Annotated in this window: 22 protein-coding genes and 2 tRNA genes; 19 read left to right on the forward strand and 5 right to left on the reverse strand. The window is 72.2% G+C overall.

Features of this window, described 5'->3' with window-relative positions:
- The first annotated feature begins 49 nt into the window (after positions 1 to 49).
- The 4 genes from rsfS (at position 50) to ABTZ54_RS09270 (ending at position 1829) form a co-directional block, all read left to right on the forward strand.
- Complete coding sequence (gene rsfS / locus ABTZ54_RS09255) at positions 50 to 517, forward strand: ribosome silencing factor (protein WP_351658964.1); 468 nt, start codon at positions 50 to 52, stop codon at positions 515 to 517.
- Complete coding sequence (locus ABTZ54_RS09260) at positions 514 to 1167, forward strand: histidine phosphatase family protein (protein ID WP_351659180.1); 654 nt, start codon at positions 514 to 516, stop codon at positions 1165 to 1167. The genes rsfS and ABTZ54_RS09260 overlap by 4 nt, the downstream gene beginning before the upstream one ends.
- A gap of 94 nt (positions 1168 to 1261) precedes the next feature.
- A tRNA-Ala gene (locus ABTZ54_RS09265) sits at positions 1262 to 1334 on the forward strand.
- Positions 1335 to 1595: 261 nt separating this feature from the next.
- The gene (locus tag ABTZ54_RS09270) at positions 1596 to 1829 is read left to right on the forward strand and encodes a hypothetical protein (protein WP_005317760.1); all 234 of its coding nucleotides are present in this window, start codon (positions 1596 to 1598) and stop codon (positions 1827 to 1829) included.
- On the opposite strand, the gene ABTZ54_RS09275 is transcribed toward ABTZ54_RS09270, so the two are convergent.
- Positions 1808 to 3124: a glycosyltransferase 87 family protein gene (locus ABTZ54_RS09275; RefSeq protein ID WP_351658969.1), complete on the reverse strand. Its 1317-nt coding sequence runs from the start codon at positions 3122 to 3124 to the stop codon at positions 1808 to 1810. The two genes, ABTZ54_RS09270 and ABTZ54_RS09275, sit on opposite strands and share 22 nt — an antisense overlap.
- 133 nt (positions 3125 to 3257) lie before the next feature.
- Between ABTZ54_RS09275 and ABTZ54_RS09280 the strand changes: the two genes are divergently transcribed.
- The 9 genes from ABTZ54_RS09280 to ABTZ54_RS09320 all read left to right on the forward strand — a co-directional run bounded on the left by ABTZ54_RS09280 (position 3258) and on the right by ABTZ54_RS09320 (position 14795).
- Positions 3258 to 3330: transfer RNA gene (locus tag ABTZ54_RS09280), tRNA-Ala, on the forward strand.
- Positions 3331 to 3618: 288 nt separating this feature from the next.
- Positions 3619 to 6489: a leucine--tRNA ligase gene (leuS, locus tag ABTZ54_RS09285; RefSeq protein ID WP_351658972.1), complete on the forward strand. Its 2871-nt coding sequence runs from the start codon at positions 3619 to 3621 to the stop codon at positions 6487 to 6489.
- 117 nt (positions 6490 to 6606) lie between these two features.
- The gene (locus ABTZ54_RS09290) at positions 6607 to 7371 is read left to right on the forward strand and encodes a hypothetical protein (RefSeq protein ID WP_351658974.1); all 765 of its coding nucleotides are present in this window, start codon (positions 6607 to 6609) and stop codon (positions 7369 to 7371) included.
- 54 nt (positions 7372 to 7425) lie between these two features.
- Complete coding sequence (locus tag ABTZ54_RS09295) at positions 7426 to 8271, forward strand: DegV family protein (protein WP_351658977.1); 846 nt, start codon at positions 7426 to 7428, stop codon at positions 8269 to 8271.
- A 455-nt stretch (positions 8272 to 8726) separates the two neighbouring features.
- Positions 8727 to 9365: a helix-hairpin-helix domain-containing protein gene (locus tag ABTZ54_RS09300; RefSeq protein ID WP_502997214.1), complete on the forward strand. Its 639-nt coding sequence runs from the start codon at positions 8727 to 8729 to the stop codon at positions 9363 to 9365.
- Positions 9362 to 11887: a ComEC/Rec2 family competence protein gene (locus ABTZ54_RS09305; RefSeq protein WP_351658983.1), complete on the forward strand. Its 2526-nt coding sequence runs from the start codon at positions 9362 to 9364 to the stop codon at positions 11885 to 11887. The genes ABTZ54_RS09300 and ABTZ54_RS09305 overlap by 4 nt, the downstream gene beginning before the upstream one ends.
- 43 nt (positions 11888 to 11930) lie before the next feature.
- Positions 11931 to 12521 (forward strand): winged helix-turn-helix domain-containing protein, encoded by a 591-nt coding sequence (locus tag ABTZ54_RS09310; protein ID WP_351658986.1) that lies wholly within the window; start codon positions 11931 to 11933, stop codon positions 12519 to 12521.
- A 3-nt stretch (positions 12522 to 12524) separates the two neighbouring features.
- Positions 12525 to 13808, forward strand: coding sequence for an MFS transporter (locus tag ABTZ54_RS09315; protein WP_351658989.1), 1284 nt, complete (start codon positions 12525 to 12527; stop codon positions 13806 to 13808).
- A 102-nt stretch (positions 13809 to 13910) separates the two neighbouring features.
- On the forward strand, positions 13911 to 14795 hold the full coding sequence (locus ABTZ54_RS09320) for a YceI family protein (RefSeq protein ID WP_351658991.1): 885 nt from the start codon (positions 13911 to 13913) through the stop codon (positions 14793 to 14795).
- 24 nt (positions 14796 to 14819) lie between these two features.
- Here the strand turns inward: ABTZ54_RS09320 and ABTZ54_RS09325 are convergent, their stop codons facing one another.
- Complete coding sequence (locus ABTZ54_RS09325; RefSeq protein ID WP_351658994.1) at positions 14820 to 15065, reverse strand: hypothetical protein; 246 nt, start codon at positions 15063 to 15065, stop codon at positions 14820 to 14822.
- A gap of 56 nt (positions 15066 to 15121) precedes the next feature.
- On the opposite strand from ABTZ54_RS09325, the gene holA reads away from it, so the two are divergent.
- On the forward strand, positions 15122 to 16111 hold the full coding sequence (gene holA, locus ABTZ54_RS09330) for a DNA polymerase III subunit delta (RefSeq protein WP_351658997.1): 990 nt from the start codon (positions 15122 to 15124) through the stop codon (positions 16109 to 16111).
- A gap of 203 nt (positions 16112 to 16314) precedes the next feature.
- Here holA and rpsT read toward each other — a convergent pair whose 3' ends face one another.
- Entirely contained in the window at positions 16315 to 16581 is a 267-nt protein-coding gene (rpsT, locus tag ABTZ54_RS09335; protein ID WP_351659000.1) for a 30S ribosomal protein S20, read from the reverse strand.
- Positions 16582 to 16766: 185 nt separating this feature from the next.
- On the opposite strand from rpsT, the gene lepA reads away from it, so the two are divergent.
- The 3 genes from lepA (at position 16767) to hemW (ending at position 22103) form a co-directional block, all read left to right on the forward strand.
- On the forward strand, positions 16767 to 18638 hold the full coding sequence (gene lepA / locus ABTZ54_RS09340; protein ID WP_351659003.1) for a translation elongation factor 4: 1872 nt from the start codon (positions 16767 to 16769) through the stop codon (positions 18636 to 18638).
- 244 nt (positions 18639 to 18882) lie between these two features.
- Complete coding sequence (locus ABTZ54_RS09345) at positions 18883 to 20760, forward strand: AMP-dependent synthetase/ligase (protein WP_351659006.1); 1878 nt, start codon at positions 18883 to 18885, stop codon at positions 20758 to 20760.
- Positions 20761 to 20870: 110 nt separating this feature from the next.
- Positions 20871 to 22103, forward strand: a complete 1233-nt coding sequence (hemW, locus tag ABTZ54_RS09350) for a radical SAM family heme chaperone HemW (RefSeq protein WP_351659009.1) — start codon at positions 20871 to 20873, stop codon at positions 22101 to 22103.
- Between the two features lie 87 nt (positions 22104 to 22190).
- Here hemW and ABTZ54_RS09355 read toward each other — a convergent pair whose 3' ends face one another.
- Positions 22191 to 22994 carry a DUF3097 domain-containing protein gene (locus ABTZ54_RS09355; protein WP_351659012.1) on the reverse strand — a complete coding sequence of 268 codons (804 nt, stop codon included), beginning with the start codon at positions 22992 to 22994 and terminating at the stop codon, positions 22191 to 22193.
- Between the two features lie 97 nt (positions 22995 to 23091).
- Complete coding sequence (locus tag ABTZ54_RS09360) at positions 23092 to 23814, reverse strand: MBL fold metallo-hydrolase (RefSeq protein ID WP_351659015.1); 723 nt, start codon at positions 23812 to 23814, stop codon at positions 23092 to 23094.
- Positions 23815 to 23993: 179 nt separating this feature from the next.
- Between ABTZ54_RS09360 and hrcA the strand changes: the two genes are divergently transcribed.
- A complete protein-coding gene (gene hrcA, locus ABTZ54_RS09365; RefSeq protein ID WP_351659017.1) occupies positions 23994 to 25013 on the forward strand; it encodes a heat-inducible transcriptional repressor HrcA in 1020 nt (339 codons plus the stop codon).
- Positions 25014 to 26150: a molecular chaperone DnaJ gene (gene dnaJ, locus ABTZ54_RS09370; RefSeq protein ID WP_351659020.1), complete on the forward strand. Its 1137-nt coding sequence runs from the start codon at positions 25014 to 25016 to the stop codon at positions 26148 to 26150. It abuts the gene before it with no gap.
- Positions 26151 to 26276: the final 126 nt, after the last annotated feature.

Raw genomic sequence — 26276 nt, forward strand, 5'->3', positions numbered from 1 at the left:
CCTCGGTTAATCCTTTTCGGGCCCGTCGGCGGTGCATGAGACCCTTGAGGTGTCCCAGACCGCCGACGAAAGCCTGCTTGTGACCGCCACGGACCGCTCCATCGAGCTCGTCACCCTCGCCGCCCAGGCGGCGGCCGACCGACTCGCGCACGACATCATCGCGTACGACGTCAGCGATGTGCTGTCGATCACCGACGCCTTCCTGCTCGCCTCCGCCCCCAACGACCGCCAGGTCAAGTCGATCGTCGACGAGATCGAGGAGCGGCTGAACAAGGAGCTCGGCGCCAAGCCGGTGCGCCGGGAGGGCGACCGCGACGCCCGCTGGATCCTCCTCGACTACGTCGACATCGTCGTCCACGTCCAGCACAGCGAGGAGCGGGTCTTCTACGCCCTTGAGCGGCTGTGGAAGGACTGCCCCGAGATCGCGCTTCCCGAGGACGCCGTGAAGACCCACGGCAAGGCCGAGGAGCACGCCCGCCTCATGGGCACCGACGGGGCGGACGGTGAGCTGAGCTGACCAGCGGCAAGGGTGGCACCGGCCGCCGAATCGTCCTGTGGCGCCACGGCCAGACCTCCTGGAACCTGGAGCGCCGTTTCCAGGGGTCCACGGACATCGAGCTGACCGGGACCGGCGTCGCCCAGGCGCGCCGGGCCGCCCGGCTGCTCGCCGCGCTGGAGCCCGATGCCATCGTCGCCTCCGACCTGAAGCGGGCGGCGGCCACGGCCGCCGAGCTCTCCGCGATCACCGGTCATGAGGTCGCCCACGACGCCGCCCTGCGGGAGACGTACGCGGGGGAGTGGCAGGGGCTGACCCACGACGAGATCACCTCGCGCTACGGCGAGCAGTACGCCGCCTGGAAGCGGGGCGAGCCGGTGCGCCGCGGTGGCGGCGAGCTGGAGACCGAGGTGGCCGACCGGGCCGCCCCGGTGGTCCTGGAGCACGCCGAGAAGCTGCCGCCGGACGGCACGCTCGTCGTGGTCAGCCACGGCGGCACCATCCGCACCACCATCGGCCGGCTGCTCGGCCTGGAGGCCCGGCACTGGGAGAGCCTTGGCGGGCTCTCGAACTGCTGCTGGTCCGTCCTCGGCGAGGGCGCGCGAGGCTGGCGGCTCATGGAGCACAACGCCGGCACGCTGCCCGAACCCGTCCTCGGCGACGACGCCTGAGGCCGGCCCGGGCCCCCGGACCCCGGATTTCACTTTCCGGTAGGTCACAGGCTAGAGTTCTTCTTGTTCGCAGCGCAGAGCGCGAAGAACACGAGGGGCTATAGCTCAGTTGGTAGAGCACCTGCATGGCATGCAGGGGGTCAGGAGTTCAAATCTCCTTAGCTCCACAGTCCTCGAATCCCGTCCCCAACAAGGGGGCGGGATTCGTCGTTTCCCGCCCCTGGGCCGCCGCCCCGGGCCCGTCCGGCGACGGCGCCGACCCCCTTGCGGGGCCATGGCAGAATCGGACCGCCGGAGGGGGACGTGGGTCCGGGCGGGAGGGAGCGCGCATGGCCGTGGACGGTGCCGAGGTGACCGAAGCCGATGCCGTCGCGGAACCAGCCGCGCCTTGTCCGTGTACGCCCCGTCGCCACGGCCGGAGTTGACCGATGGGTGCACACAGGCGGAAGTGCGACTGGTGCGGCAGCGGTACGCCCATCGTCCGGGACATGGACCCGGTCAACCCCGAGTTCCAGTACTGGTGCGAGGAATGCGCGCGGGCGCTGATCATAAAAGGCGACCCGATCGAGACCTACCGTGAGCTCGAAGGGGAGCCGATCTACGGCCGGCTCCTCGACGAACACTGCACCCTCAAGCGGTTCTACTCCTTCGCGACGGCCTGAGCCGCCGCCCGCGCCGATGCGCGGGTTTCACGGGCCGCGGGCACAGAAGTGCCGGGCGCGGCCGGAGCCCCGTCCCTGACCGCCCGGCGGCGCGCGAGCAGGTATCCGGCGAACACCGCCGTCGCCGTCAGCGGATAGACCGCCGACAGCAGCATCTGGCCCGCGTTCTGGTCCAGTTCGGGACGGCCCGGGTCGTGCGGCACCCACCACAGCGCGAACGAGGCGAAGGCCAGCGCCACGACACCCGTCACCGGCCAGAAGCGCGTGGTCCGGTCGTACAGCAGGATCAGCAACGGCACGCACCACACCCAGTGGTGGGACCAGGAGATCGGGCTGATCATCAGCGCCGTGAACGCGGTCACGACCACGGCCACCGCCTTGTCGCCGCGCACCGCGGCCCGTACCGCGACGCCCATCGCCGCGCCGCCCAGGAGAGCGGCCGCGGCCACCCACCACAGGCCCGGGGCGTCGGTGTGCAACAGCCGGGCCAGGACCCCGCTGATGGACTGGTTGGCGGTCTCCTCGGCGTGGCCGACCCGGCCCGTCTCGAACAGGGTCTGCGTCCAGAACTTCTTCGAGTCGGCGGGCAGGACCAGCGCCATGGTGAGCGTCGTCACCAGGAAGACGCCGGTCGCCGTGAACGCCGTCCGCAGCCACTGGTTCATGGCCCGGTCCCGGCGCCACAGCAGCAGCCCGGCGGCGAGCAGCAGGACCACGAAGAGACCCGGGGTGAGCTTCACGGCGGTCGCGAGCCCGATGCCCAGGCCGGCCCAGCGGCTGCCCTCGCGGCGTGTCAGATCCCACAGCACCGCGACCGCGATGAGCAGGTTGATCTGGCCGTACCGCAGCGTCGTCCACACCGGCTCGCACCAGACCACGATCGCGGCGATCCACAGTGTCGTACGCCATAGATCGGCGCGGGCCCCGGTGCGGGACAGTGCCGGGCGGACCAACTGGAGCGACAGCTGGACCAGCGCCACCACCAGGAGCAGGTTCCCCGCGGTGGCGAGCGTCCGCATCAGGGGGACGTCCACCAGGGTCAGCGGCAGGAAGAGCACGGCCGCGAACGGCGGATAGGTCATGGCGAGGTTCGCCGAGGTGGCGCGCATCGCGTAGAGGTCGCCGCCGGCCCGCAGCGTCTCGCCCTCGGCCCGGTAGACCATCACGTCGAGCATGTTCACGTGGGCGAGGCGCTGGGCCACCCAGAAGGCCGCGAACGAGAGCAGGCAGACGGTGGCGGCGGTGGCCAGGGGCCACCGGCGGACGGGGGATCGGGCAAGCACGGTCTGGGTCACAGGGGGCGACCCTACCCGCAGGGCCGTGACCTCCTGAGGAACCGATTTGGTGATCCGGCGAGGAGCCGGTTAATGTTCTGTCTGTCGCCGCGAGGGAAACGGAAACGAAAACCGAAGCGAAGACGAACGGCAAGGGGCTATAGCTCAGTTGGTAGAGCACCTGCATGGCATGCAGGGGGTCAGGAGTTCAAATCTCCTTAGCTCCACAATAAAGAAGCGGGCCACCCGGATCGGGTGGCCCGCTTCTTTTGTGCGCGATCCGGTTCCTTGTGTGCGATCCGGCCCCTGGAACGTCGATGCGGCCCGATCCGGCCCTGCGGTACCCTGGCGCCATGCGTGCCGTACGCCTTCTGCTTAGCGAGCCGCGCTGATCAGTCCCGACGGATGAAGATCCGGTCGGCATCGGCGCGGCGCCCCCTCCTGTGCGAGGGGTTTTTTCGTTTCGTGGCAGTTGCTGGCAGTGGGCAGAGACGATCGATGGAGCTTCAAGGATCATGACCGAGATCAACACGGCTGCCGAGACGGCGGCCCAGCATCGCTACACGGCGGCCATGGCCGCCGACATCGAGGCACGCTGGCAGGATGCCTGGGACGCCGAGGGCACCTACGAGGCCCCCAACCCCACCGGCGACCTCGCCGGGGACGCGGCCGTGGTGGCCCGCCCCAAGAAGTTCATCATGGACATGTTCCCGTACCCCTCCGGCGCGGGTCTGCACGTCGGCCACCCCCTGGGCTACATCGCGACCGACGTCTTCGCCCGTCACGCGCGCATGACCGGGCACAACGTCCTGCACACCCTGGGCTTCGACGCCTTCGGCCTGCCGGCCGAGCAGTACGCCGTGCAGACCGGCACGCACCCGCGCGTGTCGACCGAGGCCAACATGGAGAACATGAAGGTCCAGCTGCGCCGGCTGGGCCTGGGCCACGACAAGCGCCGGTCGTTCGCCACGATCGACCCGGAGTACTACCGCTGGACCCAGTGGATCTTCCTGCAGATCTTCAACTCCTGGTACGACCCGGAGGCCGGCAAGGCCCGCCCGATCGCCGAGCTGGTCGAGGCGTTCGAGAACGGCACCTGTGAGGTCCCCGGCGGCCGCGACTGGAGCGCCCTGAGCGCCGTCGAGCGCGCCGACGTCCTGGGCGAGTACCGCCTGGCGTACGCCTCCGACGCCCCGGTCAACTGGTGCCCCGGCCTGGGCACCGTGCTGGCCAACGAGGAGGTCACCGCCGACGGGCGTTCCGAGCGCGGCAACTTCCCCGTCTTCAAGGCCAAGCTGCGCCAGTGGAACATGCGCATCACCGCCTACGCGGACCGCCTGCTGGACGACCTGGACGCGCTGGACTGGCCCGAGGCCATCAAGCTGCAGCAGCGCAACTGGATCGGCCGCTCCGAGGGCGCGCGCGTCGACTTCCAGGTCGGCGACGCCGGCGCCATCACGGTCTTCACCACCCGCCAGGACACCCTGTTCGGCGCCACCTACATGGTGCTGGCGCCCGAGCACGAGCTGGTCGAGAAGATCGTCCCGGCCGCCTGGCCCGAGGGCACCCACGACGTCTGGACCGGCGGCCACGCCACCCCGGCCGAGGCCGTCGACGCCTACCGCAAGCAGGCCGCCTCCAAGTCCGACGTCGAGCGGCAGGCCGAGGCCAAGGAGAAGACCGGCGTCTTCACCGGCGCCTACGCGACCAACCCGGTCAGCGGCGAGCAGGTCCCCGTCTTCATCGCCGACTACGTCCTGATGGGCTACGGCACCGGCGCGATCATGGCCGTCCCGGCGCACGACAGCCGCGACTTCGCCTTCGCGCGCGCCTTCGAGCTGCCGATGCGCTGCGTCGTCGAGCCCTCGGACGAGCGCGGCACCGACCCGTCCACGTGGGACGAGGCCTTCTCCTCCTACGAGGCCAAGCTGGTCAACTCCTCCAACGAGGACGTGGCCCTGGACGGCCTGGGCGTCGTCGAGGCCAAGGAGAAGATCACCGCCTGGCTGGCCGACCGCGGCATCGGCGAGGGCACCGTCAACTTCCGGCTGCGCGACTGGCTGTTCAGCCGCCAGCGCTACTGGGGCGAGCCCTTCCCGATCGTCTACGACGAGGACGGCGTCGCCCACTCGCTGCCCGAGTCCATGCTGCCGCTGGAGCTGCCGGAGGTCGAGGACTACTCGCCGCGCACCTTCGACCCGGACGACGCGGACACCAAGCCCGAGACGCCGCTGTCGCGCAACGAGGACTGGGTCAACGTGACCCTGGACCTGGGCGACGGCGCCGGGCCGAAGAAGTACCGCCGCGAGACCAACACCATGCCCAACTGGGCCGGTTCCTGCTGGTACGAGCTGCGCTACCTGGACCCGCACAACGACCAGGCGCTGGTCGACCCCGCCGTCGAGCAGTACTGGATGGGGCCGCGCGAGGGCATGCCCACCGGTGGCGTCGACCTGTACGTCGGCGGCGCCGAGCACGCCGTGCTGCACCTGCTGTACGCGCGCTTCTGGTCCAAGATGCTGTTCGACCTGGGGCACGTCTCCTCGGCCGAGCCGTTCCACAAGCTGTACAACCAGGGCATGATCCAGGCCTTCGTCTACCGGGACGCCCGCGGCATCGCGGTCCCGGCCGCCGAGGTCGAGGAGCGCGACGGCGCGTTCTGGTACGAGGGCGAGAAGGTCAGCCGCGTCCTGGGCAAGATGGGCAAGTCCCTGAAGAACGCCGTCACCCCGGACGAGATCTGCGGCGAGTACGGTGCCGACACCCTGCGCCTGTACGAGATGGCCATGGGCCCCCTGGACGTCTCCCGCCCGTGGGACACCCGCGCCGTGGTCGGCCAGTACCGACTGCTGCAGCGGCTGTGGCGCAACATCGTCGACGAGTCGACCGGCGAGGCCACCGTCGTGGACGCGCCGGCCGACGAGGAAACCCTGCGTGCCCTGCACAAGGCCATCGACGGGGTCTCCCAGGACATGGCCGCGATGCGCTTCAACACCGCCATCGCGAAGATCACCGAGCTGAACAACCACCTGACCAAGTCCGGTGACGCGCTGTCCCGCCCGGTCGCCGAGCAGCTGGTGCTGCTGGTCGCCCCGCTGGCCCCGCACATCGCCGAGGAGCTGTGGCACCGCCTGGGCCACACCGACTCGGTCGTCCACCAGGACTTCCCGGTCGCCGACCCGGCGTACGTCGTGGACGAGACCGTGACCTGCGTCGTGCAGATCAAGGGCAAGGTCAAGGCGCGCCTGGAGGTCTCCCCGTCGATCACCGACGCGGAGCTGGAGGCGCTGGCGCTGGGCGACGCGAACGTGGTCGCCGCGCTGGGCGGTGCCGAGATCCGCAAGGTGATCGTCCGCGCGCCGAAGCTGGTCAACATCGTCGCCTGACGCCCGACGTCCCCTAGGGGGAGGGTGGGGGCAGGTTGGGGGTTCCGTTGGAACCCTCGGCCTGCCCCTTCCGTTTACCGTGGAAGAACCACAACCGCAGCCGGAGGGGCGAGGCACATGGAAGCCGCGATCACGATCATGGCGCTGCTCTTCGTCGCCTTCGTGGCACTGGGGGTCTACGCCACGGTGAAGGTGGCCAAGGCCGCCAAGCGCGGTGTCGACCGCACCATCGACCAGGCCCGGCGCACGGTCGAGGACACGACCCTGCGCGCCAAGAGCTTCGGACAGGTCGGCGTCCCGGGCGAGCTGGCACAGCTGCGGCTCTCGCTGCGGACCTCGATGCGGGCCACCCAGGACGCGCTCCAGGCGGGCGTCGCCGAGGACGCCTCCCTCAAGGAGTCCCTCGACCTCTTCCAGCGCCTGAGCGCCCATGGCCGGGAGCTGGACGAGGACCTCAAGCGGCTCGAACGGGAGCCGGACAAGACGCGGGTCAAGGCACAGCTGGGGGAGCTCCGCCGGCGCACGGAGCAGGTCACCCAGTCCGCCGACGCGCTGCGCTGGGCGGCCAGGGACCGGGCCCACCGCTTCGCCCAGGACGAGCTGTCCTCGCTCAGCGCCCAGATCGACATGGAGGCCGGGGCCCTGCGCCACTGGACCACCGGAGCGGATGCCGACGGCATGGACGCGACCGGGCGGACAGCGGGCGCGGCCGGCTCCTCCTGGCCCGACGCGGGGGCCCCGGCGGCCGCCGCCGAGCACGGGCAGAGCTGGGCGGGCGCCCCGTCCGCCGCGGCGGAGCAGCCGCAGGCGATCACCGGCCCCGACCCCCTGCGGACGCCGTATCCGTGGGAGAAGTCGACGCGGCCGGAGACCACCACCTGAGAGCGGTGGGGGCCGGGCTGCCGTGCCCCGCCCCCTGCGGGTAACCTCCCGCTCATGTCCCGGCATGTCGCGATCGTCACCGATTCCACGGCCTACCTGCCACCCCAGACGATGGAGCGGCACGCCATCACCTCCGTCCCGCTCACCGTCGTCATCGGCGACCGCGCGCTGGAGGAGGGCACCGAGATCTCGGCCCGTTCCCTCGCCGAGGCGCTGCAGAAGCGCCGCTCGGTGACCACCTCGCGGCCCGGCCCCGAGGTCTTCGCCGCGGCCTACCGCGCGGCCGCGGACGCGGGTGCCCGCGGCATCGTCTCGCTGCACCTGTCCGCCGAGTTCTCCGGCACCTACGACGCCGCCGTGGTGGCCGCCAAGGACGCCCCCGTGCCGGTCCGGGTCGTCGACACCCGGATGGTGGGGATGGCGCTCGGTTTCTGCGCCCTGGCCGCCGCCGAGACGGCCGACGCGGGCGGCTCGCTCGACGAGGCCGTCGCGGCGGCGGAGAAGCGGGCCGAGGGGACCTCCGCCTTCTTCTACGTCGACACCCTCGACTATCTGCGCCGGGGCGGGCGCATCGGGGCCGCGCAGGCGCTCCTCGGATCCGCGCTGGCCGTGAAGCCGCTGCTCGAACTGGACGGCGGGCGGATCGAGCTGCGCGAGAAGGTACGCACGGCCTCGAAGGCCATCGCCCGGCTGGAGGAGATCGCGGTCGAACGGGCCGGCGCGGGCCCCGTCGACATCGCCGTGCACCACCTCGCCGCCCCCGACCGCGCCGTCGCGCTGGCCGAGCGGCTCCGGGGCAGGCTGCCGGCGATCGAGGACCTCCAGGTCACCGAGGTGGGCGCGGTGATCGGCGCGCACACGGGGCCGGGGCTGCTCGCGGTGGTCGTCTCGCCGCGCTGAGGGTGGGCGGGGGGCTTAGGGATCCTCGACAGTCGGTCCCTCGGTCCCTCGTTCGAGTGGCGAGGTTTTCCACAACTGGGTGGTTGTCCACTGGAATTGGGGCGTCTCGGCGGGTGGGGCGGAATCCGCCTACCGTCTCGTTCATGACTCTTCGTACACACATCGCAACGACCCGTCGGCGTACCCGTGGCGCCGGATTCACCAGCGGTCCCGGCAGGCCGCCGGGCTCGGACGGGAGGGCCCGGCGGCGGACCCGGGCGAGGCATGCGGCCGGGGTGGCGCCGGGAGGGGTACGGCGCCGGGGCGACGCGCTGTTCCCGGCGGCGGCGCCCCCGCTCGTCCCCGCGCCCCCGCCGCCGCCACCGGCTCCTCCGCCTCCTCCACCGCCTCCGGAATCGGCGCCGTCGCGGAGGGAGCGGCTGCGGCTCGCGGTGCGGGAGCGGCTGCCGTTGTGGGTGCAGTCCCGGTGCGGGCTCGAACGGCGCTCGCTGGCCGCGCTCGCCGTGGTCCTCGTGGTGGCCGCCGGTGTCGCGGGCGCGTTCTTCTGGTCGGGGCGGCCGGAGCGGGTCAGGGCGCCTGAAGTGGTGGGCGCGGTCCGTCCACTGCCCGAGGCCGCGCCCGACCCCACCGACCCGGGAGTCCCGGCGCCCCCGGCCACGGCGGCGCCCGTGGTCGTCGTGGACGTCGGCGGCAAGGTGCGCCGGCCGGGGGTGCTCACGCTGCCGGCGGGCTCCCGGGTCGCCGACGCCCTGCGCGCGGCGGGCGGCGCTCGCCCGGGCGCGGACGTCACGGGCCTCAACCGGGCCCGGGTCCTCGTGGACGGCGAGCAGGTCGTGGTCGGGCTGCCGGGGGCCGGGGCGAGCGGGCAGGGAGCGGGGTTGCCGGGGGTGCCGGGTCCCGCTCAGCCGTTGAGCCTCAACGCGGCGACCGTCGAACAGCTCGACACCCTGCCGGGAGTGGGACCGGTGCTGGCCCGGCACATCGTGGAGCACCGGGTCGAGCACGGCGGGTTCCGGTCGGTCGCCGAGCTGCGCGAGGTCAACGGGATCGGCGAGCGCCGGTTCTCGGACCTCGAACCGCTGGTGCGGCCATGAGCTCCGGGGGCGCGGGCGAGACCGAGGTCGGGTGGTCCGGGGGATGGCACGAGGGTCCTGCCGATCTGCGGCTGGTGCCGCCCGCTCTGGCGGCCTGGGGTGGGGCGGCCCTCGCCGTGGGTGTCGTCGGCTGGTGGAGTGTGGCGGGTGTGCTGCTCTGTCTGGTCGGGGCCGTGCCACTCCTCAAGCCGGTCGCGCGGCGCGGGCTGCGGGCGACCGCCTGTGCCGGAGTGCTCCTCTGCGCCGCCGCCGGGGCCGCGTCCGGCGGGCTGCACGCGGCCGACCTGCGGCGCGGGCCGGTCCCCGGGCTCGCCAGGGACGGTGGCCAGGTCGGGGCCGAGGTGGTCGTCACCTCCGATCCACGGCTCACCCGGCCCAAGACGGGCGGGAGCCGGGCGGCGCCGGTCTCCGTGGTCCTGGAGGGCCAGGTGGTGCGGGTCGAGGACCGGGACGGCGCCGTGCATCGGACCAGGGCGCCGATCCTGCTCCTCGTGGCGGCGGGCGAGGGGCGCGGGGAGTGGCTGCGGCTGCTGCCGTCGACCCGGCTGCGGGTGACGGGGCGGCTCGCGCTCCCGGCCCGGGCCGGCGATCCGTTCGCGGCGGTGCTGCGGGCGGACGGTGCCGGGCCGCCCCGGGTCACAGGGCCGCCGAGCGCGCTCCAGCGCACCGCCGGGGACCTGCGGGCCGGGCTGCGGCGGGCGACGGAGGGCCTCGGCCCGGACGCGCGGGCGCTGCTGCCGGGGCTCGTGGTCGGCGACACCTCGCGGATCGGGCCGGAGCTGGAGGCCGCGTTCGAGGCGACCGACCTCACGCATCTGCTGGCCGTCTCCGGTTCGAACCTCACCCTCGTCCTGCTGCTCCTGATCGGCAGGCCCGGTGCCGCGCAGCGGATCGAGCGCGGCGGGCTCGCCCCGCGGCTCGGCATCCCGCTGCGGACCACCGCACTGGCCGGGGGCGGTCTCACGCTCGCCTTCGTCGTGGTGTGCCGTCCCGATCCGAGCGTGCTGCGGGCGGCGGCCTGCGGGCTCGTCACGCTGCTGGCCATCGCGACCGGCCGTCGCCGGTCGCTGGTCCCGGCGCTCGCGGCGGCGGTGCTCGTCCTGGTGCTGTACGACCCGTGGCTGGCCCGGAGTTACGGCTTCCTGCTGTCGGTCCTGGCCACCGGGGCGCTGCTGACGGTCGCCCCGAGGTGGAGCGAGGCGCTGCGGCGCCGCCGGGTGCCGGGCAGGATCGCGGAGGCGCTGGCGGCCACACTGGCGGCGCAGGCGGTGTGCGCGCCGGTGGTGGCGGTGTTCGCGGCCCGGGTGAGTCTGGTCGCCGTCCCGGCCAACGTCCTCGCGGAGCCCGCGGTGGCCCCGGCGACGGTCCTCGGGTTCGCCGCCCTGGGGCTCGCTCCGCTGTGGCCGGGGGCCGCCGAGGCCGTGGCGTGGGTCGCGGGGTGGCCCGCCGGGTGGATCGCCGGGGTGGCCCGTGCCGGGGCGGGGCTGCCGGGGGCGGAGACGGACTGGCCGGACGGGTGGTGGGGCGGACTGCTGCTGGCGCTGTTCTCCGGGCTCGTGGTCCTCGGCGCGCGTCGGCTGCCGTACCGGCGGTGGATCGGGGCGGGCTGCGGGGTGCTGCTGCTCCTGGCGGTGGTGCGGCCGCCGCCGCTGGTCCGGCTGGTGAGCGGGTGGCCGCCGCCGGGCTGGGTGTTCGCGATGTGCCAGGTCGGCCAGGGTGACGCGACCGTGCTGGCGGCGGGCGGGGACACCGCCGTCGTGGTGGACGCCGGGCCCGAGCCGGAGCCGGTCGACCGGTGCCTGCGGGACCTGGGGGTCCGCAGGATCCCGCTGCTCGTGCTGACCCACTTCCACGCGGACCACGTGGCCGGGCTGCCCGGGGTGCTGCGAGGGCGGGCGGTGGGCGCGATCCAGACGACCGGACTGGTGGAGCCGCCGGAGCAGGCGGAGTTCGTACGCCGGACGGCCGCGGCGGCGGGGGTCCCGCTGGTGCGGGCGGGGGCGGGGGAGCGGCGGGTGCTGGGCCCGCTGGAGTGGCGGGTGCTGTGGCCGGGCCCCGCCCCTGGGAAGCCCGGCAGGTCCGGGGAGTCCGCCAGGTCCGGGGAGTCCGGGGACTCCGGCGAGTCAGGGGACTCCGGGGCCAATGACGCCAGCGTCACGCTGTTCGTCCGCGCTCCGGGCGGGGTGAGCCTGTTGCTGCTCGGGGACCTCGAACCGCCGGCCCAGCGCGGTCTGTTGCGGGCGTACCCGTCGCTGCCGCCTGTCGACGTGCTGAAGGTGGCCCATCACGGCTCGGCGCACCAGGACCCGGGGCTCATACGGGCGGTGCGGCCCCGGCTGGCGCTGGTGTCGGCGGGGCGTGACAACCCCTACGGGCATCCCTCGCCGCTGACCGTGGAGGCCTTGCGGGACGGCGGGGCGCGGGTGCTGAGCACGGACCGGGACGGCGCCATCGCGGTGACGGGGGCGGGCCTGGAGCTGACGGCGCACACGTTCCCCGCCCTCGTGAAGAAGCCCTTGTAAAGGAATCCTTGTAAAGGAATCTTTCTAAAGATATGTTTCCATCATGACGGAGCAGTCGCACAGCATCGAGCTCACCGACCCACGCGCCCTTAGGGCCTACGCGCATCCCACCCGGATGACCCTCGTGGGCCTGCTGCGCAGGAGCGGCCCGTTCACTGCCACCAAGGCGGCCGAGCTGACCGGCGAGTCCGTGGCCAGCTGCTCGTACCACCTGCGGATACTCGCCAAGTACGGGCTTGTCGAGCAGGCCCCCGGCGGCAAGGGGCGGGAGAAGCCCTGGCGGGCCACGGCCAGGTTCACCGAGTGGCCGGACCGCAGTGAGGACGCCGCGGTCGCCCAGGCGGCGGACGCGCTCAGCGCGGCCACGGCGGAGCACTACTTCCAGCGGGTCCTGAAGGCCATCGAGAACCGGCAGAGCCTGCCGGCGGAGTGGCGGGAGGCCGAGCAGTTCGGCGACACGCTGCTCCACCTCACCGCCGAGGAGCTGACCGGCCTCGGGCAGCGGATCGAGGAGCTGCTGCGCCCCTACGAGGAGCGGGAGGGCGACCCCGCCCGGCGGCCCGAGGGCGCCCGCCCCGTGGGCATCCTCCGGCTCGCCTTCGTGGACCGCGACCTCGGCGCAGGGGAGGAGTGAGCGATGCCCATCGTCGACCGCATACCCGCGCTGCTGCGCGAGCGGCCCTTCCGGCGGTACTGGACCGGGCAGACCATCTCCTTCGTGGGCGACCAGATCTCGCTCATGGCGCTCCCGCTCGCCGCCGTCCTGGTCCTGGGCGCGGACGCGGCCGAGATGGGCTGGCTCAAGACGGCCGAGCTGCTGCCCGCGCTGCTGCTCAACCTGCCGCTCGGCGCCTGGGCCGACCGGCAGGCCCGGCGGCGGCGCGCCATGATCGCGGCCGACCTCGGCCGCGCGGCGCTGCTCCTCACCCTCCCCGTCGCCTACCTGCTCGACGCGCTGACCCTCGGTCAGCTGTACGCGGTGGCCTTCGGGGTGGGGGCGCTCACCGTGCTCTTCGAGGTGTGCAACACCACGCTGTTCGTGGCGATGGTCCCCACCGAGCGCTATGTGCAGGCCAACTCGCTGGTCAACGGCAGCCGCTCGATGGCGTGGCTGGCGGGGCCGGGCATCGGCGGTGTGCTGGTGCAGGTGCTCACCGCGCCCTTCGCGCTGCTCGCGGACGCGCTGACCTACCTCGTCTCGGCCGGGTACCTGGCCCGGATCCGCCCGGTCGAGCCGCCGCCCGCCCCGGTCGAGAAGGGCCACTTCGCCGAGGGTCTGCGCTGGGTGGTGCGGAACCCCTCGATGCGCGCGCTGTTCGCCGCCTCCGGGACGGTCCAGTTCTTCAACTACATGTTCCACACCCTCTTCGTGCTCTACGCGACGGCCGAACTCGGTCTGAGCGCGGGCGTGCTGGGCGCCGTGCTCGCGGCCGGGGCCGTGGGCGGTCTGATCGGGGCGGCGTGCGGCGGCCCGGTGGTCCGAGCGATCGGGGTCGGCCCGTCGGTCGTGACCGGCTTCGTCGCCTTCACGCTGCCGCTGCTGCTCATACCGCTCGCCGGAGGGCCGCTGCCGCTGGTGATCGGGCTGCTGTTCGTCGCCGAGTTCCTGTCCTGCGCCGGGGTGATGGTGGCGGACATCGCCGCCGGCTCGTTCCAGATGGCGCTGATACCCGACGCGATCAGGTCCCGGGTGATGGGCGCCTTCCGGACGCTCAACCACGGCTTCCGCCCGCTCGGCGCGCTCGCCGGAGGTCTGCTCGGCACGGCCTTCGGGCTGCGGCCCACGCTGTGGCTGGCGACGGCCGGAGCCGTCCTCGCCGTGCTCTGGGTGCTGCCCTCGCCACTGGCGCGCCTGCGGGACCTGCCGGAGCGGGAGCCGGCCCCGGCGCCGGCCCAAGCGGAACATTCGGACTCCCGGTAACACTTACGCCGTTTGCCTCGAACATCGCAACAGTGATCGAATGCGTCTTCGTCGGTGAGGGAATCCGGCGGTTGTCGGTGGTTTGTCCGGGGGTACGTGAACATGTTCGGTGGTCTGTTCGGCAAGCGCGGCTCCGCGGCCGGCCGAGGGGGCCCGCTCGCGGGGCTCACGGTCCCGTCGTCGGCGGGCGTCCTGAGCTGCCGGGTCCTGGACCCCGTCAACGAGCCGGTCCGCCAGGCCGAGTTCGTGGTCAGCGACCCGGCGGGCCGCAAGGTCCTCGCGGGGGAGACCGACCCGTACGGCAGCGTGCTCGCGACGGTGCCGGCGGGCGAGTACCGGCTCGCGGTCACCGCCGAGGGCTACACGCCGTACCGCGGCGCCGCCGTCGTCACCGAGCACGGGCATACCAGCCTGGGCGACCTGACGCTCCAGGTCGCGCCCCAGCCGCAGCTCCCCGAGCCCGGCGACTGGGAGATCGACCCGGCGCACTCCCAGATCGGCTTCACCGCGCGGCACATCGGCCTGGCCCGGATCCACGGCCGCTTCAACGGCTTCGCCGGGGTCATCCGGGTCGCCGAGCGCATGGAGCAGTCGGCCATGCACGTCGTGATCGACGCGGCCTCCATCGACACGGGCGTGCAGATGCGCGACGACCACCTGCGTTCGGGCGACTTCCTCGACGTCGGCGCGTACCCGACGATGGAGTTCTACAGCGAGCGCTTCGTCCACCGGGGCGGCAGCCGCTGGGGCGTCACCGGTGCGCTGACCCTGCACGGCGTCAGCCGCACGGTGACCCTCGACACCCAGTACCTGGGCATCGGCAGCGGTCTGGAGGGCGAGACCCGGTGCGCCTGCCGGGCGACCACGGAGCTGCACCGCGAGGACTTCACGCTGACCTGGCAGACGCTGCTCGCGCGGGGCATCGCGGCGGTCGGCTCCAGCATCACCATCGATCTCGACATCCAGATCGTCCCCAAGAAGGGCTGAGCCCCGCCCCGCCCCACACCCCGTCTACGGGGCCTCCAGCCAGCCGTCGTGCTCGGCGGCCAGCGCGTCCAGGGCCGCCGGGTCGAGCCGACCGCTCGGGTCCTCCACGATCACCAGCCACTGGGCGTCCTCGGCGTCGTCCTCGCCGGCCAGGGCGTCCCGGACCAGCTGCGGCTCCTCCGTCAGGCCGAAGGCGTCGGGCAGGGCCTCGGCGACCTCCTCGGCGGCGTCGCGGTCGGGGAGTACCAGTACGTGTCTCACATCGCTCACGTGCACATTCTCGACGATGGCCCGGCTGTCGGTGGCCCGTGGGATGCTGGATCGCGATGGCCACCAGAAAGACTTCCACCGACGACCTCCTCGCCCCCGTCACGCTCGCCGTGGGCCAGGAGGACCTGCTGCTCGACCGCGCGGTCCGCGAGGTGGTGACGGCGGCCCGGGCCGCCGACGCCGACACGGACGTCCGCGACCTGGCGCCCGAGCAGCTCCAGCCCGGCGCCCTCATGGAGCTGACCAGCCCCTCGCTCTTCGCCGAGCGCAAGGTCCTGATCATGCGGAACGCGCAGGACCTCCCGGCGGAGACGATCAAGGAGATCAAGGCGTATCTCGACGCGCCGGTCGAGGACATCTCTCTCGTCGTGCTGCACGCGGGCGGCGCGAAGGGCAAGGGGCTGCTCGACGCGGCCCGCAAGGCGGGCGCCCGTGAGGTGGCCTGCCCCAAGACGACCAAGCCCGCGGAGCGGCTGACCTTCGTGCGGCAGGAGTTCCGCTCGCTCGGCCGCTCGGCCACGCCCGAAGCGTGCCAGGTGCTGGTCGACGCGATCGGCAGCGACCTGCGCGAGCTGGCCGCCGCGGTCGCGCAGCTCACGGCGGACGTGGACGGCACGATCGACGAGTCGGTCGTCGGGCGCTATTACACGGGCCGCGCCGAGGCCTCCTCCTTCACGGTCGCGGACCGCGCGGTCGAGGGGCGGGCGGCGGAGGCCCTGGAGGCCCTGCGCTGGTCCCTGTCGACGGGTGTCGCCCCCGTCCTGATCACCAGCGCCCTGGCCCAGGGCGTCCGGGCCATCGGCAAGCTCTCTTCGGCCCGGGGCGGACGGCCCGCGGACCTCGCGCGCGAGCTGGGGATGCCGCCGTGGAAGATCGACCGGGTGCGGCAGCAGATGCGCGGGTGGACCCCGGACGGCGTATCCCTCGCCCTGCGGGCGGTCGCCGAGGCGGACGCGGGGGTGAAGGGCGGCGGCGACGATCCGGAGTACGCGCTGGAGAAGGCCGTCGTCACGATCGCGCGGGCGGCGCGGATGCGACGGGGCTGACCCGAGCCCCCACCCGAAATAAGGCAGAACACGCCGCGGGCCCCGTCGCTCTCCTGGGGAAGGAGGGCGGCGGGGCCCGCGGTTTCATGCTGTGGGTGGCCCGTACACGCGTGGCGAACGCGTCTCGCGTACGTGGCCGGGATGGCCGGACGGGAGCGGTTAGAGGGCCCGCTGGATTCCCGTGCGGCCGTTCACATCAGAGCTCAGCCCTGGAGGGTGGCAACCTTGGTGGCCAGCGCCGACTTCTTGTTGGCGGCGGCGTTCTTGTGGATGACACCCTTCGAGACAGCCTTGTCGAGCTGACGCGCGGCGGCACGAGAGGCAACGGTGGCCTTCTCGAGGTCGCCGGCGGCGACGGCCTCGCGGGCCTTGCGGATCGCGGTCTTGAGCGACGACTTGACGGCCTTGTTACGCAGGCGCGCCTTCTCGTTGGTCTTGTTCCGCTTGATCTGGGACTTGATGTTCGCCACGAAAAGAGCCTTTACAGGTTCGATGTTCCTACTGGATGTGCCACGCGGCCGAGGGGGCATACGAGACACAGCTGTCCACTTTATCAGCCGTGCTCCACCCCGCCCAAACCGAGCGCCGGACCGCAGTCATGGGACCATGGAGCCTACGTATCCGTTCTGAACATCGCCCGAGACGAGAACCCTGCGTGCCCGCGACTCCTACCAACGTGCCCGAGCCGAGCCGAACCGACCCGGCTCTGATCCGCAATTTCTGCATCATCGCGCACATCGACCACGGCAAGTCCACGCTCGCCGACCGGATGCTCCAGCTGACCGGTGTGGTCGACCAGCGGCAGATGCGTGCCCAGTACCTCGACCGGATGGACATCGAGCGCGAGCGCGGCATCACGATCAAGTCCCAGGCGGTCCGTCTGCCCTGGGCCCCCACCGAGGGGGCCGACCAGGGCCGGACGCACATCCTGAACATGATCGACACCCCCGGGCACGTCGACTTCACGTACGAGGTCTCGCGTTCGCTCGCGGCCTGTGAGGGCACGATCCTGCTGGTGGACGCCGCGCAGGGCATCGAGGCGCAGACGCTGGCCAACCTGTACCTGGCGATGGAGAACGAGCTCACCATCGTCCCGGTCCTCAACAAGATCGACCTCCCGGCCGCCCAGCCGGAGAAGTTCGCCGAGGAGCTGGCCAACCTCATCGGCTGCCAGCCGGAGGACGTCCTCAAGGTCTCCGCCAAGACCGGCATGGGCGTCGAGAGCCTGCTGGACCGCGTGGTCCGGGACATCCCCGCCCCGGTGGGCGTCGCCGACGCCCCCGCCCGCGCGATGATCTTCGACTCGGTCTACGACTCGTACCGCGGTGTCGTGACCTACGTCCGTGTCGTCGACGGGCAGCTCAACAAGCGCGAGCGCATCAAGATGATGTCCACGGGCGCCACGCACGAGCTCCTGGAGATCGGTGTCTCCTCGCCCGAGATGACCGCCTCCGACGGCCTGGGCGTCGGCGAGGTGGGCTACCTCATCACCGGTGTGAAGGACGTGCGCCAGTCCAAGGTCGGTGACACGATCACCTCCCTGAACAAGGGCGCCACCGAGGCCCTGGGCGGCTACAAGGACCCGAAGCCCATGGTCTTCTCCGGTCTGTACCCGCTGGACGGCTCGGAGTACCCCGACCTGCGCGAGGCCCTCGACAAGCTGCAGCTCAACGACGCGGCCCTGGTCTACGAGCCCGAGACCTCCGCGGCCCTCGGCTTCGGCTTCCGCGTCGGCTTCCTCGGCCTGCTGCACCTGGACGTGATCCGCGAGCGCCTGGAGCGCGAGTTCGGGCTCGACCTGATCGCCACCGCCCCCAACGTGGTCTACCGCGTGGTCATGGAGGACGGCGCCGAGCACACGGTCACCAACCCGAGCGAGTTCCCCGAGGGCAAGATCGACGAGGTGTACGAGCCGGTCGTGCGCGCCACGATCCTGGCCCCCACCGAGTTCATCGGCTCGATCATGGAGCTGTGCCAGACCCGGCGCGGCACCCTCCTCGGCATGGACTACCTCTCCGAGGACCGCGTCGAGATCCGCTACACCCTGCCGCTGGCCGAGATCGTCTTCGACTTCTTCGACCAGCTGAAGTCCAAGACCCGCGGCTACGCCTCGCTCGACTACGAGCCCACCGGCGAGCAGGCGTCCAGCCTGGTCAAGGTCGACATCCTGCTGCACGGCGACAAGGTCGACGCCTTCTCCGCCGTCACGCACAAGGACGCGGCCTACGCCTACGGTGTCCGGCTCGTCGCCAAGCTGCGCGAGCTGATCCCGCGGCAGGCCTTCGAGGTGCCGATCCAGGCCGCGATCGGCTCCCGGGTCATCGCCCGCGAGACCATCCGCGCCATCCGCAAGGACGTCCTCGCCAAGTGCTATGGCGGTGACATCTCCCGTAAGCGGAAGCTGCTGGAGAAGCAGAAGGAAGGCAAGAAGCGGATGAAGATGGTCGGCTCCGTGGAGGTCCCGCAGGAGGCCTTCATCGCCGTCCTGTCCAGCGACGACTCGGCGGGCGGCAAGGGCAAGAAGTAGCCCCGGCCGAAGGCCGCGAGATAGCTGCCGTATGCAACGAACGGGTCCGGGTGCCGAGGGCGCCCGGACCCGTTCGTTATATGCAAGCCCTTACGCGCCAGTCTCCGGCGCTCTACTCTGAAGCCGCTCGAAGGTTACTCGCCAGTTAGATACGTACGGCCCGAACGTACGGTTCGAACGCACGGTCGTCACGCCACGGCCGTCACGCACCGCCTGACCGCACCGCCGCCGCCCGGAGGACGTCGTGAGCGACACACAGACCCTGATCGAGAACCGGCCGCCGTCCGTGGCGACCCTTTTCCTTGAGCGCGTCGAGCGGACCCCGGACGCGGAGGCCTACCGCTACCCGGTCCCCTCGGCCTCGGGCCAGGGTCCCGACGAGTGGAAGTCGCTCAGCTGGGCGCAGGCCGCCGAGCGGGTCTACGGGATCGCCGCCGGCCTCGTCGACCTCGGCGTCCAGCCGGAGGAGCGGATCGCGCTCGCCTCCTCCACCCGGGTCGAGTGGATCCTCACCGACCTCGGTGTGATGTGCGCGGGCGCCGCCGTGACCACGATCTACCCGCAGACCAACGCCGAGGAGTCGGCGTTCATCCTCTCCGACTCCGAGTCGCGCGTCCTCATCGCGGAGAACGCCGACCAGCTCGCCAAGGCCGTCGAGCGGCGCGCCGAGCTGCCCCACCTCCACCACGTGGTCGTCATCGACGCCGAGGGCGTCGACACCGACGACGAGTGGGTGCTGACCCTCGCCGACCTGGAGGCCCGCGGCAAGGCGTACCTGGAGAAGAACCCGGAGGCCGTACGGGAGCGGGTCGGGGCGATCACCGCCGAGCAGCTCGCCACCCTCATCTACACCTCGGGCACCACCGGCCGCCCCAAGGGCGTCCGCCTCCCGCACGACAACTGGTCGTACATGGCGAAGGCCATCGCCGCCACCGGCCTGGTCACCCAGGACGACGTGCAGTACCTGTGGCTGCCGCTCGCCCATGTCTTCGGCAAGGTGCTCACCTCGGGGCAGATCGAGGTCGGTCACGTCACCGCCGTCGACGGGCGCATCGACAAGATCATCGTGAACCTGCCGATCGTGCAGCCCACCTACATGGCGGCCGTCCCGCGCATCTTCGAGAAGGTCTACAACGGGGTCGCCGCCAAGGCCCGCGAGGGCGGCGGCGCCAAGTACAAGATCTTCCAGTGGGCGGCCGGGGTCGCCCGCGAGTACGCCAAGGTCACCCAGGACAACTTCCGCCGCACCGGCACCGCCTCCGCGCCCTTCGGTCTCACCGCCAAGCACAAGGTCGCCGACGCGCTGGTCTACTCGAAGCTGCGCGAGGCCTTCGGCGGGCGGCTGCGCGCCGCCGTCTCCGGCTCGGTCGCGCTGGCCCCCGAGATCGGCTACTTCTTCTCCGGCGCCGGCATCCACATCCTGGAGGGGTACGGCCTGACGGAGTCCTCGGCCGCCTCCTTCGTCAACCCGGGCGAGGCGTACCGCACCGGCACCGTCGGCAAGCCGCTGCCCGGCACCGAGGTCCGGATCGCCGACGACGGCGAGATCCTGCTGCGCGGCCCCGGCATCATGGAGGGTTACCACGGCCTGCCGGAGAAGACGGCGGAGGTCCTGGAGGCGGACGGCTGGTTCCACACCGGCGACATCGGCGAGCTGTCCGCCGACGGCTACCTGCGGATCACCGACCGCAAGAAGGACCTGTTCAAGACCTCCGGCGGCAAGTACATCGCCCCGACCGAGGTCGAGGGCCAGTTCAAGGCCGTCTGCCCGTTCGTCTCCAACATCGTGGTGCTCGGCGCCGACCGGAACTACTGCAGCGCGCTCATCGCGCTCGACGAGCCCGCCATCCTCGGCTGGGCCGCCGAGCACGAGCTCGGCGGCAGGTCCTACGCGGAGGTCGTCGCCGACCCCCGGACCCAGAAGCTCATCGAGGGCTATGTCACCCGCCTCAACGAGGGGCTGCAGCGCTGGCAGACGATCAAGAAGTTCCGTCTGCTGCCGCGCGACCTCGACATCGAGCACGGTGAGCTCACGCCCAGCCTGAAGATGAAGCGGCCGGTCGTGGAGCGGACCTATCAGCACCTGATCGAGGAGATGTACGAGGGCGCGCGGGAGGCCTGAGCCCCGCTTGATCCGGGCCTGAGCTGGGCCTGATCTGGGCCTGAGCTGGGGTTTTCCCGAGTTATCCACAGGATCGGCGGGCACGTCGGGCGGTACGGGACAATGGCTTCATGCCTTCCGTACTGCCCGATGGTGAGCCCATGCCCGAGGACGGGGCGCTGCCCGCCCACGCCCTGGAGGGGGCCGGTGAGCGGCCGCTCGGGTTCTATCTGCACGTGCCGTACTGCGCGACCCGCTGCGGCTACTGCGACTTCAACACGTACACCGCGAGCGAGCTGCGCGGTGCCGGCGGCGTGCTCGCCTCCCGCGACAACTACGCGGGCCAGGTCACCGAGGAGATACGGCTCGCCCGCAAGGTCCTCGGCGACGACCCGCGCCCGGTCCGGACCGTCTTCGTCGGCGGCGGCACGCCCACGCTGCTCGACGCGGGCGACCTGGTCGCGATGCTCGGGGCGATCCGGGACGAGTTCGGGCTCGCCGACGACGCCGAGGTGACGACCGAGGCGAATCCGGAGTCCGTCGACCCCGCGTATCTGGCCACGCTGCGCGAGGGCGGCTTCAACCGGATCTCCTTCGGCATGCAGAGCGCCCGGCAGCACGTGCTGAAGATCCTCGACCGCACCCACACCCCCGGGCGCCCCGAGGCGTGCGTCGCCGAGGCGCGGGCGGCCGGCTTCGAGCACGTCAACCTCGACCTCATCTACGGCACCCCCGGCGAGTCCGACGACGACTGGCAGGCCTCCCTCGACGCGGTGATCGGCGCCGGGCCCGACCACGTCAGCGCCTACGCGCTCATCGTGGAGGAGGGCACCCAGCTGGCCCGGCGCATCCGCCGCGGCGAGATACCGATGACCGACGACGACGTCCACGCCGACCGCTACCTGATGGCGGAGGAGGCGCTCTCCGGGGCGGGCTTCGAGTGGTACGAGGTGTCGAACTGGGCCACCTCGGAGGCCGGGCGCTGCCTGCACAACGAGCTGTACTGGCGGGGCGCCGACTGGTGGGGCGCCGGGCCCGGCGCCCACAGCCACGTGGGCGGGGTGCGCTGGTGGAACGTCAAGCATCCGGGCGCGTACGCGGCGGCGCTGGGTTCCGGCAGGTCGCCCGGCGCCGGGCGCGAGCTGCTCTCGGACGAGGACCGGCGGGTGGAGCGCGTCCTGCTGGAGCTGCGCCTCCGCGAGGGCGTCGAGCTGGCCCTCCTGAAGCCGGCGGGCCTGGCCGCGTCACGCAAGGCCCTGGACGGCGGCCTCCTCGCCCCCGAGCCGTACGCCGACGGACGCGCGGTGCTGACCCTGCGGGGCCGCCTGCTGGCCGACGCGGTGGTGCGGGACCTGGTGGACTGAGAGGGCGGCGGCTGGACGGGGCCTCGCGCCCGCACCCGCCCGGGGCCCTCGCGTCCGCCCAGGGCCCTCGCGCCCGGCCGCCCCCCGTCAAGGCGCCGTCACATGGTCGATCAGGTGTTCCACCGAGCCCAGCAGCTCCGGCTCCAGGTCCTTGTACGAGGTGACCTTCGACAGGATGTGCTGCCAGGCCGCGCCCGTGTTCTCCGGCCAGCGCAGGGCGCGGCAGACGCCGGTCTTCCAGTCCTGGCCCCGGGGGACCGAGGGCCAGGCCGGGATGCCCACGGAGGAGGGCTTCACGGCCTCCCAGACGTCGATGTACGGGTGGCCGACGATCAGGACGTCCGGGGACGAGACCTGGGCCGCGATGCGGGACTCCTTGGAGCCCGGCACCAGGTGGTCGACCAGGATGCCCAGCCGGGCGTCCGGGGCCGGGGCGAACTCGGCGACGATGGCCGGGAGGTCGTCGATGCCCTCCAGGTACTCGACGACGACGCCCTCGATCCGCAGGTCGTCGCCCCAGACCCGTTCCACCAGCTCGGCGTCGTGACGGCCCTCCACGTAGATCCGGCCCGCCCGCGCCACGCGCGCCCGCGCGCCCGGGACCGCGACCGAGCCGGAGGCCGTCCGGGCGGGGCGGGACGGGGCCGCGCGGGTCGGGCGGACCAGGGTGACGACCCGGCCCTCCAGGAGGTAGCCGCGCGGTTCCATCGGGAAGACCCGGTGCTTGCCGAAGCGGTCCTCCAGGGTCACCGTGTCCGCCTCGCAGCGGATCACGGCCCCGCAGAAGCCGGTCGTGACCTCCTCCACGACGAGATCGCGGTCCGCCGGGACCTCCGGGACGGGCGCCGAGCGCTTCCAGGGCGGAGTCAGGTCCGGGTTGTAGCTGCGCATGGGCTCGATTCCGTTCCGTCCTGTGGGGGTCGCGAGGTCGCGGTGAGCGGCCGAGGGAGCGTCAGGTCCCGCCCCACGGACGCGCATTCGGGCGACGCTACGACACCGCGAAGCGCCGTGCCAGCTCATCGCGCTGGCGGCGCACGAACGTGGCGTCCACCACCGCCCCGTGACCCGGCACGTACACCGCGTCCTCGCCGCCCAGGGACAGCAGCCGGTCGAGCGCCGCAGGCCAGCGGGCGGGCATCGCGTCCGGACCCGCCTGGGGCTCCCCGGACTCCTCGACCAGATCGCCGCAGAAGACGACCTCCGGCGCGCCCGGGACGAAGAGGGCCAGGTCGTGGCCCGAATGACCCGGGCCGACGTTGGCGAGCAGCACCTGGCGCCCGCCCAGGTCCAGGGTCCACTCGCCCGAGACCGTGTGGCGCGGCGCGACCAGGACCTCGGCCGCCTCCGCCGCCGCGTGGGCGTCCACCCCGTGCCGTACCGCGTCCCCGCACAGCTCGTCCCGCTCGCGCGGCAGCAGCGTGTCCATGCCCGCCGCCCCGAAGACCTCGGCCCCGGCGAAGACCGCCGTGCCCAGCACATGGTCGAAATGGGGATGGCTCAGTGCGATATGCGTCACCCGGCGGCAGCCCGTCAGCGCCCCCACCTGGGTCCGCAGCTCGGTGCCCTGCGCGAGGGTCGCGCCCGTGTCGTACAGCAGCACCGCGTCCCGCCCGATCACCAGGCCCACCGTGGCGTCCCAGCCCGGCAGCCGGCGCCTGCCGACCCCCTCCGCGAGGCGCTCCCAGCCGTACTCTTCCCATTCCACATCCATGCGGCGACGCTAACCGGTGCGACCCCGCCGACCCCGCCTCCTTGCCAGGAGCGATGTCGGCCGCCGTACACTGGCCGGGGGATTCCTGGCACTCGGGCAGGGCGAGTGCCAAAAGCGGAAGAACCGGAACCGGATCGAAGCCCGGATCGAAGCCCGACCGAGAGCTGGAGGTGTGCGCGGTGCTCAGCGAACGCAGACTCGAGGTGCTGCGCGCCATCGTCCAGGACTACGTCGGGACGGAGGAGCCGGTCGGCTCCAAGGCGCTCACCGAGCGCCACAAGCTGGGTGTGTCGCCCGCCACCGTGCGCAACGACATGGCGGTGCTGGAGGAGGAGGGCTACATCGCCCAGCCTCACACCAGCGCCGGGCGCATCCCCACCGACAAGGGCTACCGCCTCTTCGTGGACCGGCTGGCCGGCGTCAAGCCGCTGTCGACCCCCGAGCGGCGGGCGATCCACAACTTCCTCGACGGAGCCGTCGACCTCGACGACGTCGTCGGCCGCACGGTGCGGCTGCTCGCGCAGCTCACCCGGCAGGTCGCCGTCGTGCAGTACCCCTCGCTGACCCGCTCGACGGTCCGGCACGTGGAACTGCTGTCGCTGGCCCCCGCCCGGCTCATGCTGGTGCTCATCACCGACACCGGCCGGGTCGAGCAGCGTGTCATCGACTGCCCGGCGCCCTTCGGCGAGACCTCCCTGGCCGATCTGCGGGCCCGGCTCAACAGCCGGGTCGTCGGCCGCCGGTTCGCCGACGTGCCGCAGCTGGTGCAGGACCTGCCGGAGTCCTTCGAGGAGATCGAGGACCGCGGCACGGTCACCACCGTGCTCGCGACCCTCCTCGAAACGCTCGTGGAGGAGCAGGAGGAGCGGCTCATGATCGGCGGCACCGCCAATCTGACCCGCTTCGGACACGACTTCCCCCTGACGATCAGGCCCGTCCTGGAAGCCCTGGAGGAGCAGGTCGTGCTCCTCAAGCTGCTGGGCGAGGCCAAGGAATCGGGCATGACCGTACGCATCGGGCACGAGATCGCCCACGAGGGGCTGACGTCCACGTCGGTCGTCTCGGTCGGCTACGGTTCCGGCGGCGAGGCAGTCGCCAAACTCGGCGTGGTCGGACCGACCCGCATGGATTACCCCGGAACGATGGGAGCGGTACGCGCAGTGGCACGTTACGTCGGACAGATCCTGGCGGAGTCGTAAGTGGCCACGGACTACTACGCCGTGCTCGGCGTACGCCGCGACGCGTCGGCAGACGAGATCAAGAAGGCCTTCCGCCGACTCGCCCGTGAGCTTCACCCGGACGTGAACCCGGACCCGAAGACCCAGGAGCGGTTCAAGGAGATCAACGCCGCTTACGAGGTGCTGTCGGACCCGCAGAAGAAGCAGGTCTACGACCTCGGCGGCGACCCGCTGTCCGCCTCCGGCGGCGGTGGCGCGGGCGGCTTCGGCGCGGGCGGCTTCGGGAACTTCTCGGACATCATGGACGCGTTCTTCGGTACGGCGTCCCAGCGCGGCCCGCGCTCGCGCACCCGGCGCGGCCAGGACGCGATGATCCGCCTGGAGATCACCCTCGACGAGGCGGCCTTCGGCACCACGAAGGACATCCAGGTCGACACGGCTGTCGTCTGCACCACCTGCTCCGGTGAGGGCGCCGCGCCCGGCACGTCCGCGCAGACCTGTGACATGTGCCGCGGTCGCGGTGAGGTCTCGCAGGTCACCCGGTCGTTCCTCGGCCAGGTCATGACCTCCCGCCCCTGCCCGCAGTGCCAGGGCTTCGGCACCGTCGTCCCGACCCCGTGCCCCGAGTGCGCGGGCGACGGCCGGGTCCGTTCCCGTCGCACGCTCACGGTCAAGATCCCGGCCGGTGTCGACAACGGCACCCGGATCCAGCTGGCCGGCGAGGGCGAGGTCGGCCCCGGCGGCGGGCCCGCCGGCGACCTGTACGTCGAGATCCACGAGACCCCGCACGAGGTCTTCCAGCGGCGCGGCGACGACCTGCACTGCACGGTCACCATCCCGATGACCGCGGCGGCGCTCGGCACGAAGGTGCAGCTCCAGACGCTGGACGGCCTGGAGGACGTCGACATTCGCCCGGGCACCCAGTCCGGCCAGTCGATCCCGCTGCACGGCCGGGGCGTCACGCACCTGCGTGGCAACGGCCGGGGCGACCTGATCGTCCACGTCGAGGTCATGACCCCGTCCAAGCTGGACCCGGAGCAGGAGCGCCTGCTGCGCGAGCTGGCCAAGCTGCGCGGCGAGGAGCGCCCGACGGGGCAGTTCCAGCCGGGGCAGCAGGGGCTGTTCTCGCGGCTCAAGGATGCGTTCAACGGGCGGTAGGCGCTCGGCTGGGGGTCCGGGGGTCGTCCCCCGGGCCAGCACAGTCAGCCGGGGCAGCAGGGGCTGTTCTCGCGGTTGAAGGACGCGTCCAACGGGCGCTGAGCCCGTATGCCGTAAGTCCAGAGG

This window comes from Streptomyces sp. NPDC094032, assembly GCF_040303965.1.
Classification (GTDB): domain Bacteria; phylum Actinomycetota; class Actinomycetes; order Streptomycetales; family Streptomycetaceae; genus Streptomyces.

Bases quoted from the DNA above. Each gene is read 5' to 3' on its own strand.
- ABTZ54_RS09270 (WP_005317760.1), top strand. From the start codon at position 1,596: ATGGGTGCACACAGGCGGAAGTGCGACTGGTGCGGCAGCGGTACGCCC.
- leuS (WP_351658972.1), top strand. From the start codon at position 3,619: ATGACCGAGATCAACACGGCTGCCGAGACGGCGGCCCAGCATCGCTAC.
- ABTZ54_RS09290 (WP_351658974.1), top strand. From the start codon at position 6,607: ATGGAAGCCGCGATCACGATCATGGCGCTGCTCTTCGTCGCCTTCGTG.
- ABTZ54_RS09295 (WP_351658977.1), top strand. From the start codon at position 7,426: ATGTCCCGGCATGTCGCGATCGTCACCGATTCCACGGCCTACCTGCCA.
- ABTZ54_RS09305 (WP_351658983.1), top strand. From the start codon at position 9,362: ATGAGCTCCGGGGGCGCGGGCGAGACCGAGGTCGGGTGGTCCGGGGGA.
- ABTZ54_RS09310 (WP_351658986.1), top strand. From the start codon at position 11,931: ATGACGGAGCAGTCGCACAGCATCGAGCTCACCGACCCACGCGCCCTT.
- ABTZ54_RS09315 (WP_351658989.1), top strand. From the start codon at position 12,525: ATGCCCATCGTCGACCGCATACCCGCGCTGCTGCGCGAGCGGCCCTTC.
- ABTZ54_RS09320 (WP_351658991.1), top strand. From the start codon at position 13,911: ATGTTCGGTGGTCTGTTCGGCAAGCGCGGCTCCGCGGCCGGCCGAGGG.
- holA (WP_351658997.1), top strand. From the start codon at position 15,122: ATGGCCACCAGAAAGACTTCCACCGACGACCTCCTCGCCCCCGTCACG.
- hemW (WP_351659009.1), top strand. From the start codon at position 20,871: ATGCCTTCCGTACTGCCCGATGGTGAGCCCATGCCCGAGGACGGGGCG.
- ABTZ54_RS09355 (WP_351659012.1), bottom strand. From the start codon at position 22,994: ATGCGCAGCTACAACCCGGACCTGACTCCGCCCTGGAAGCGCTCGGCG.
- ABTZ54_RS09360 (WP_351659015.1), bottom strand. From the start codon at position 23,814: ATGGATGTGGAATGGGAAGAGTACGGCTGGGAGCGCCTCGCGGAGGGG.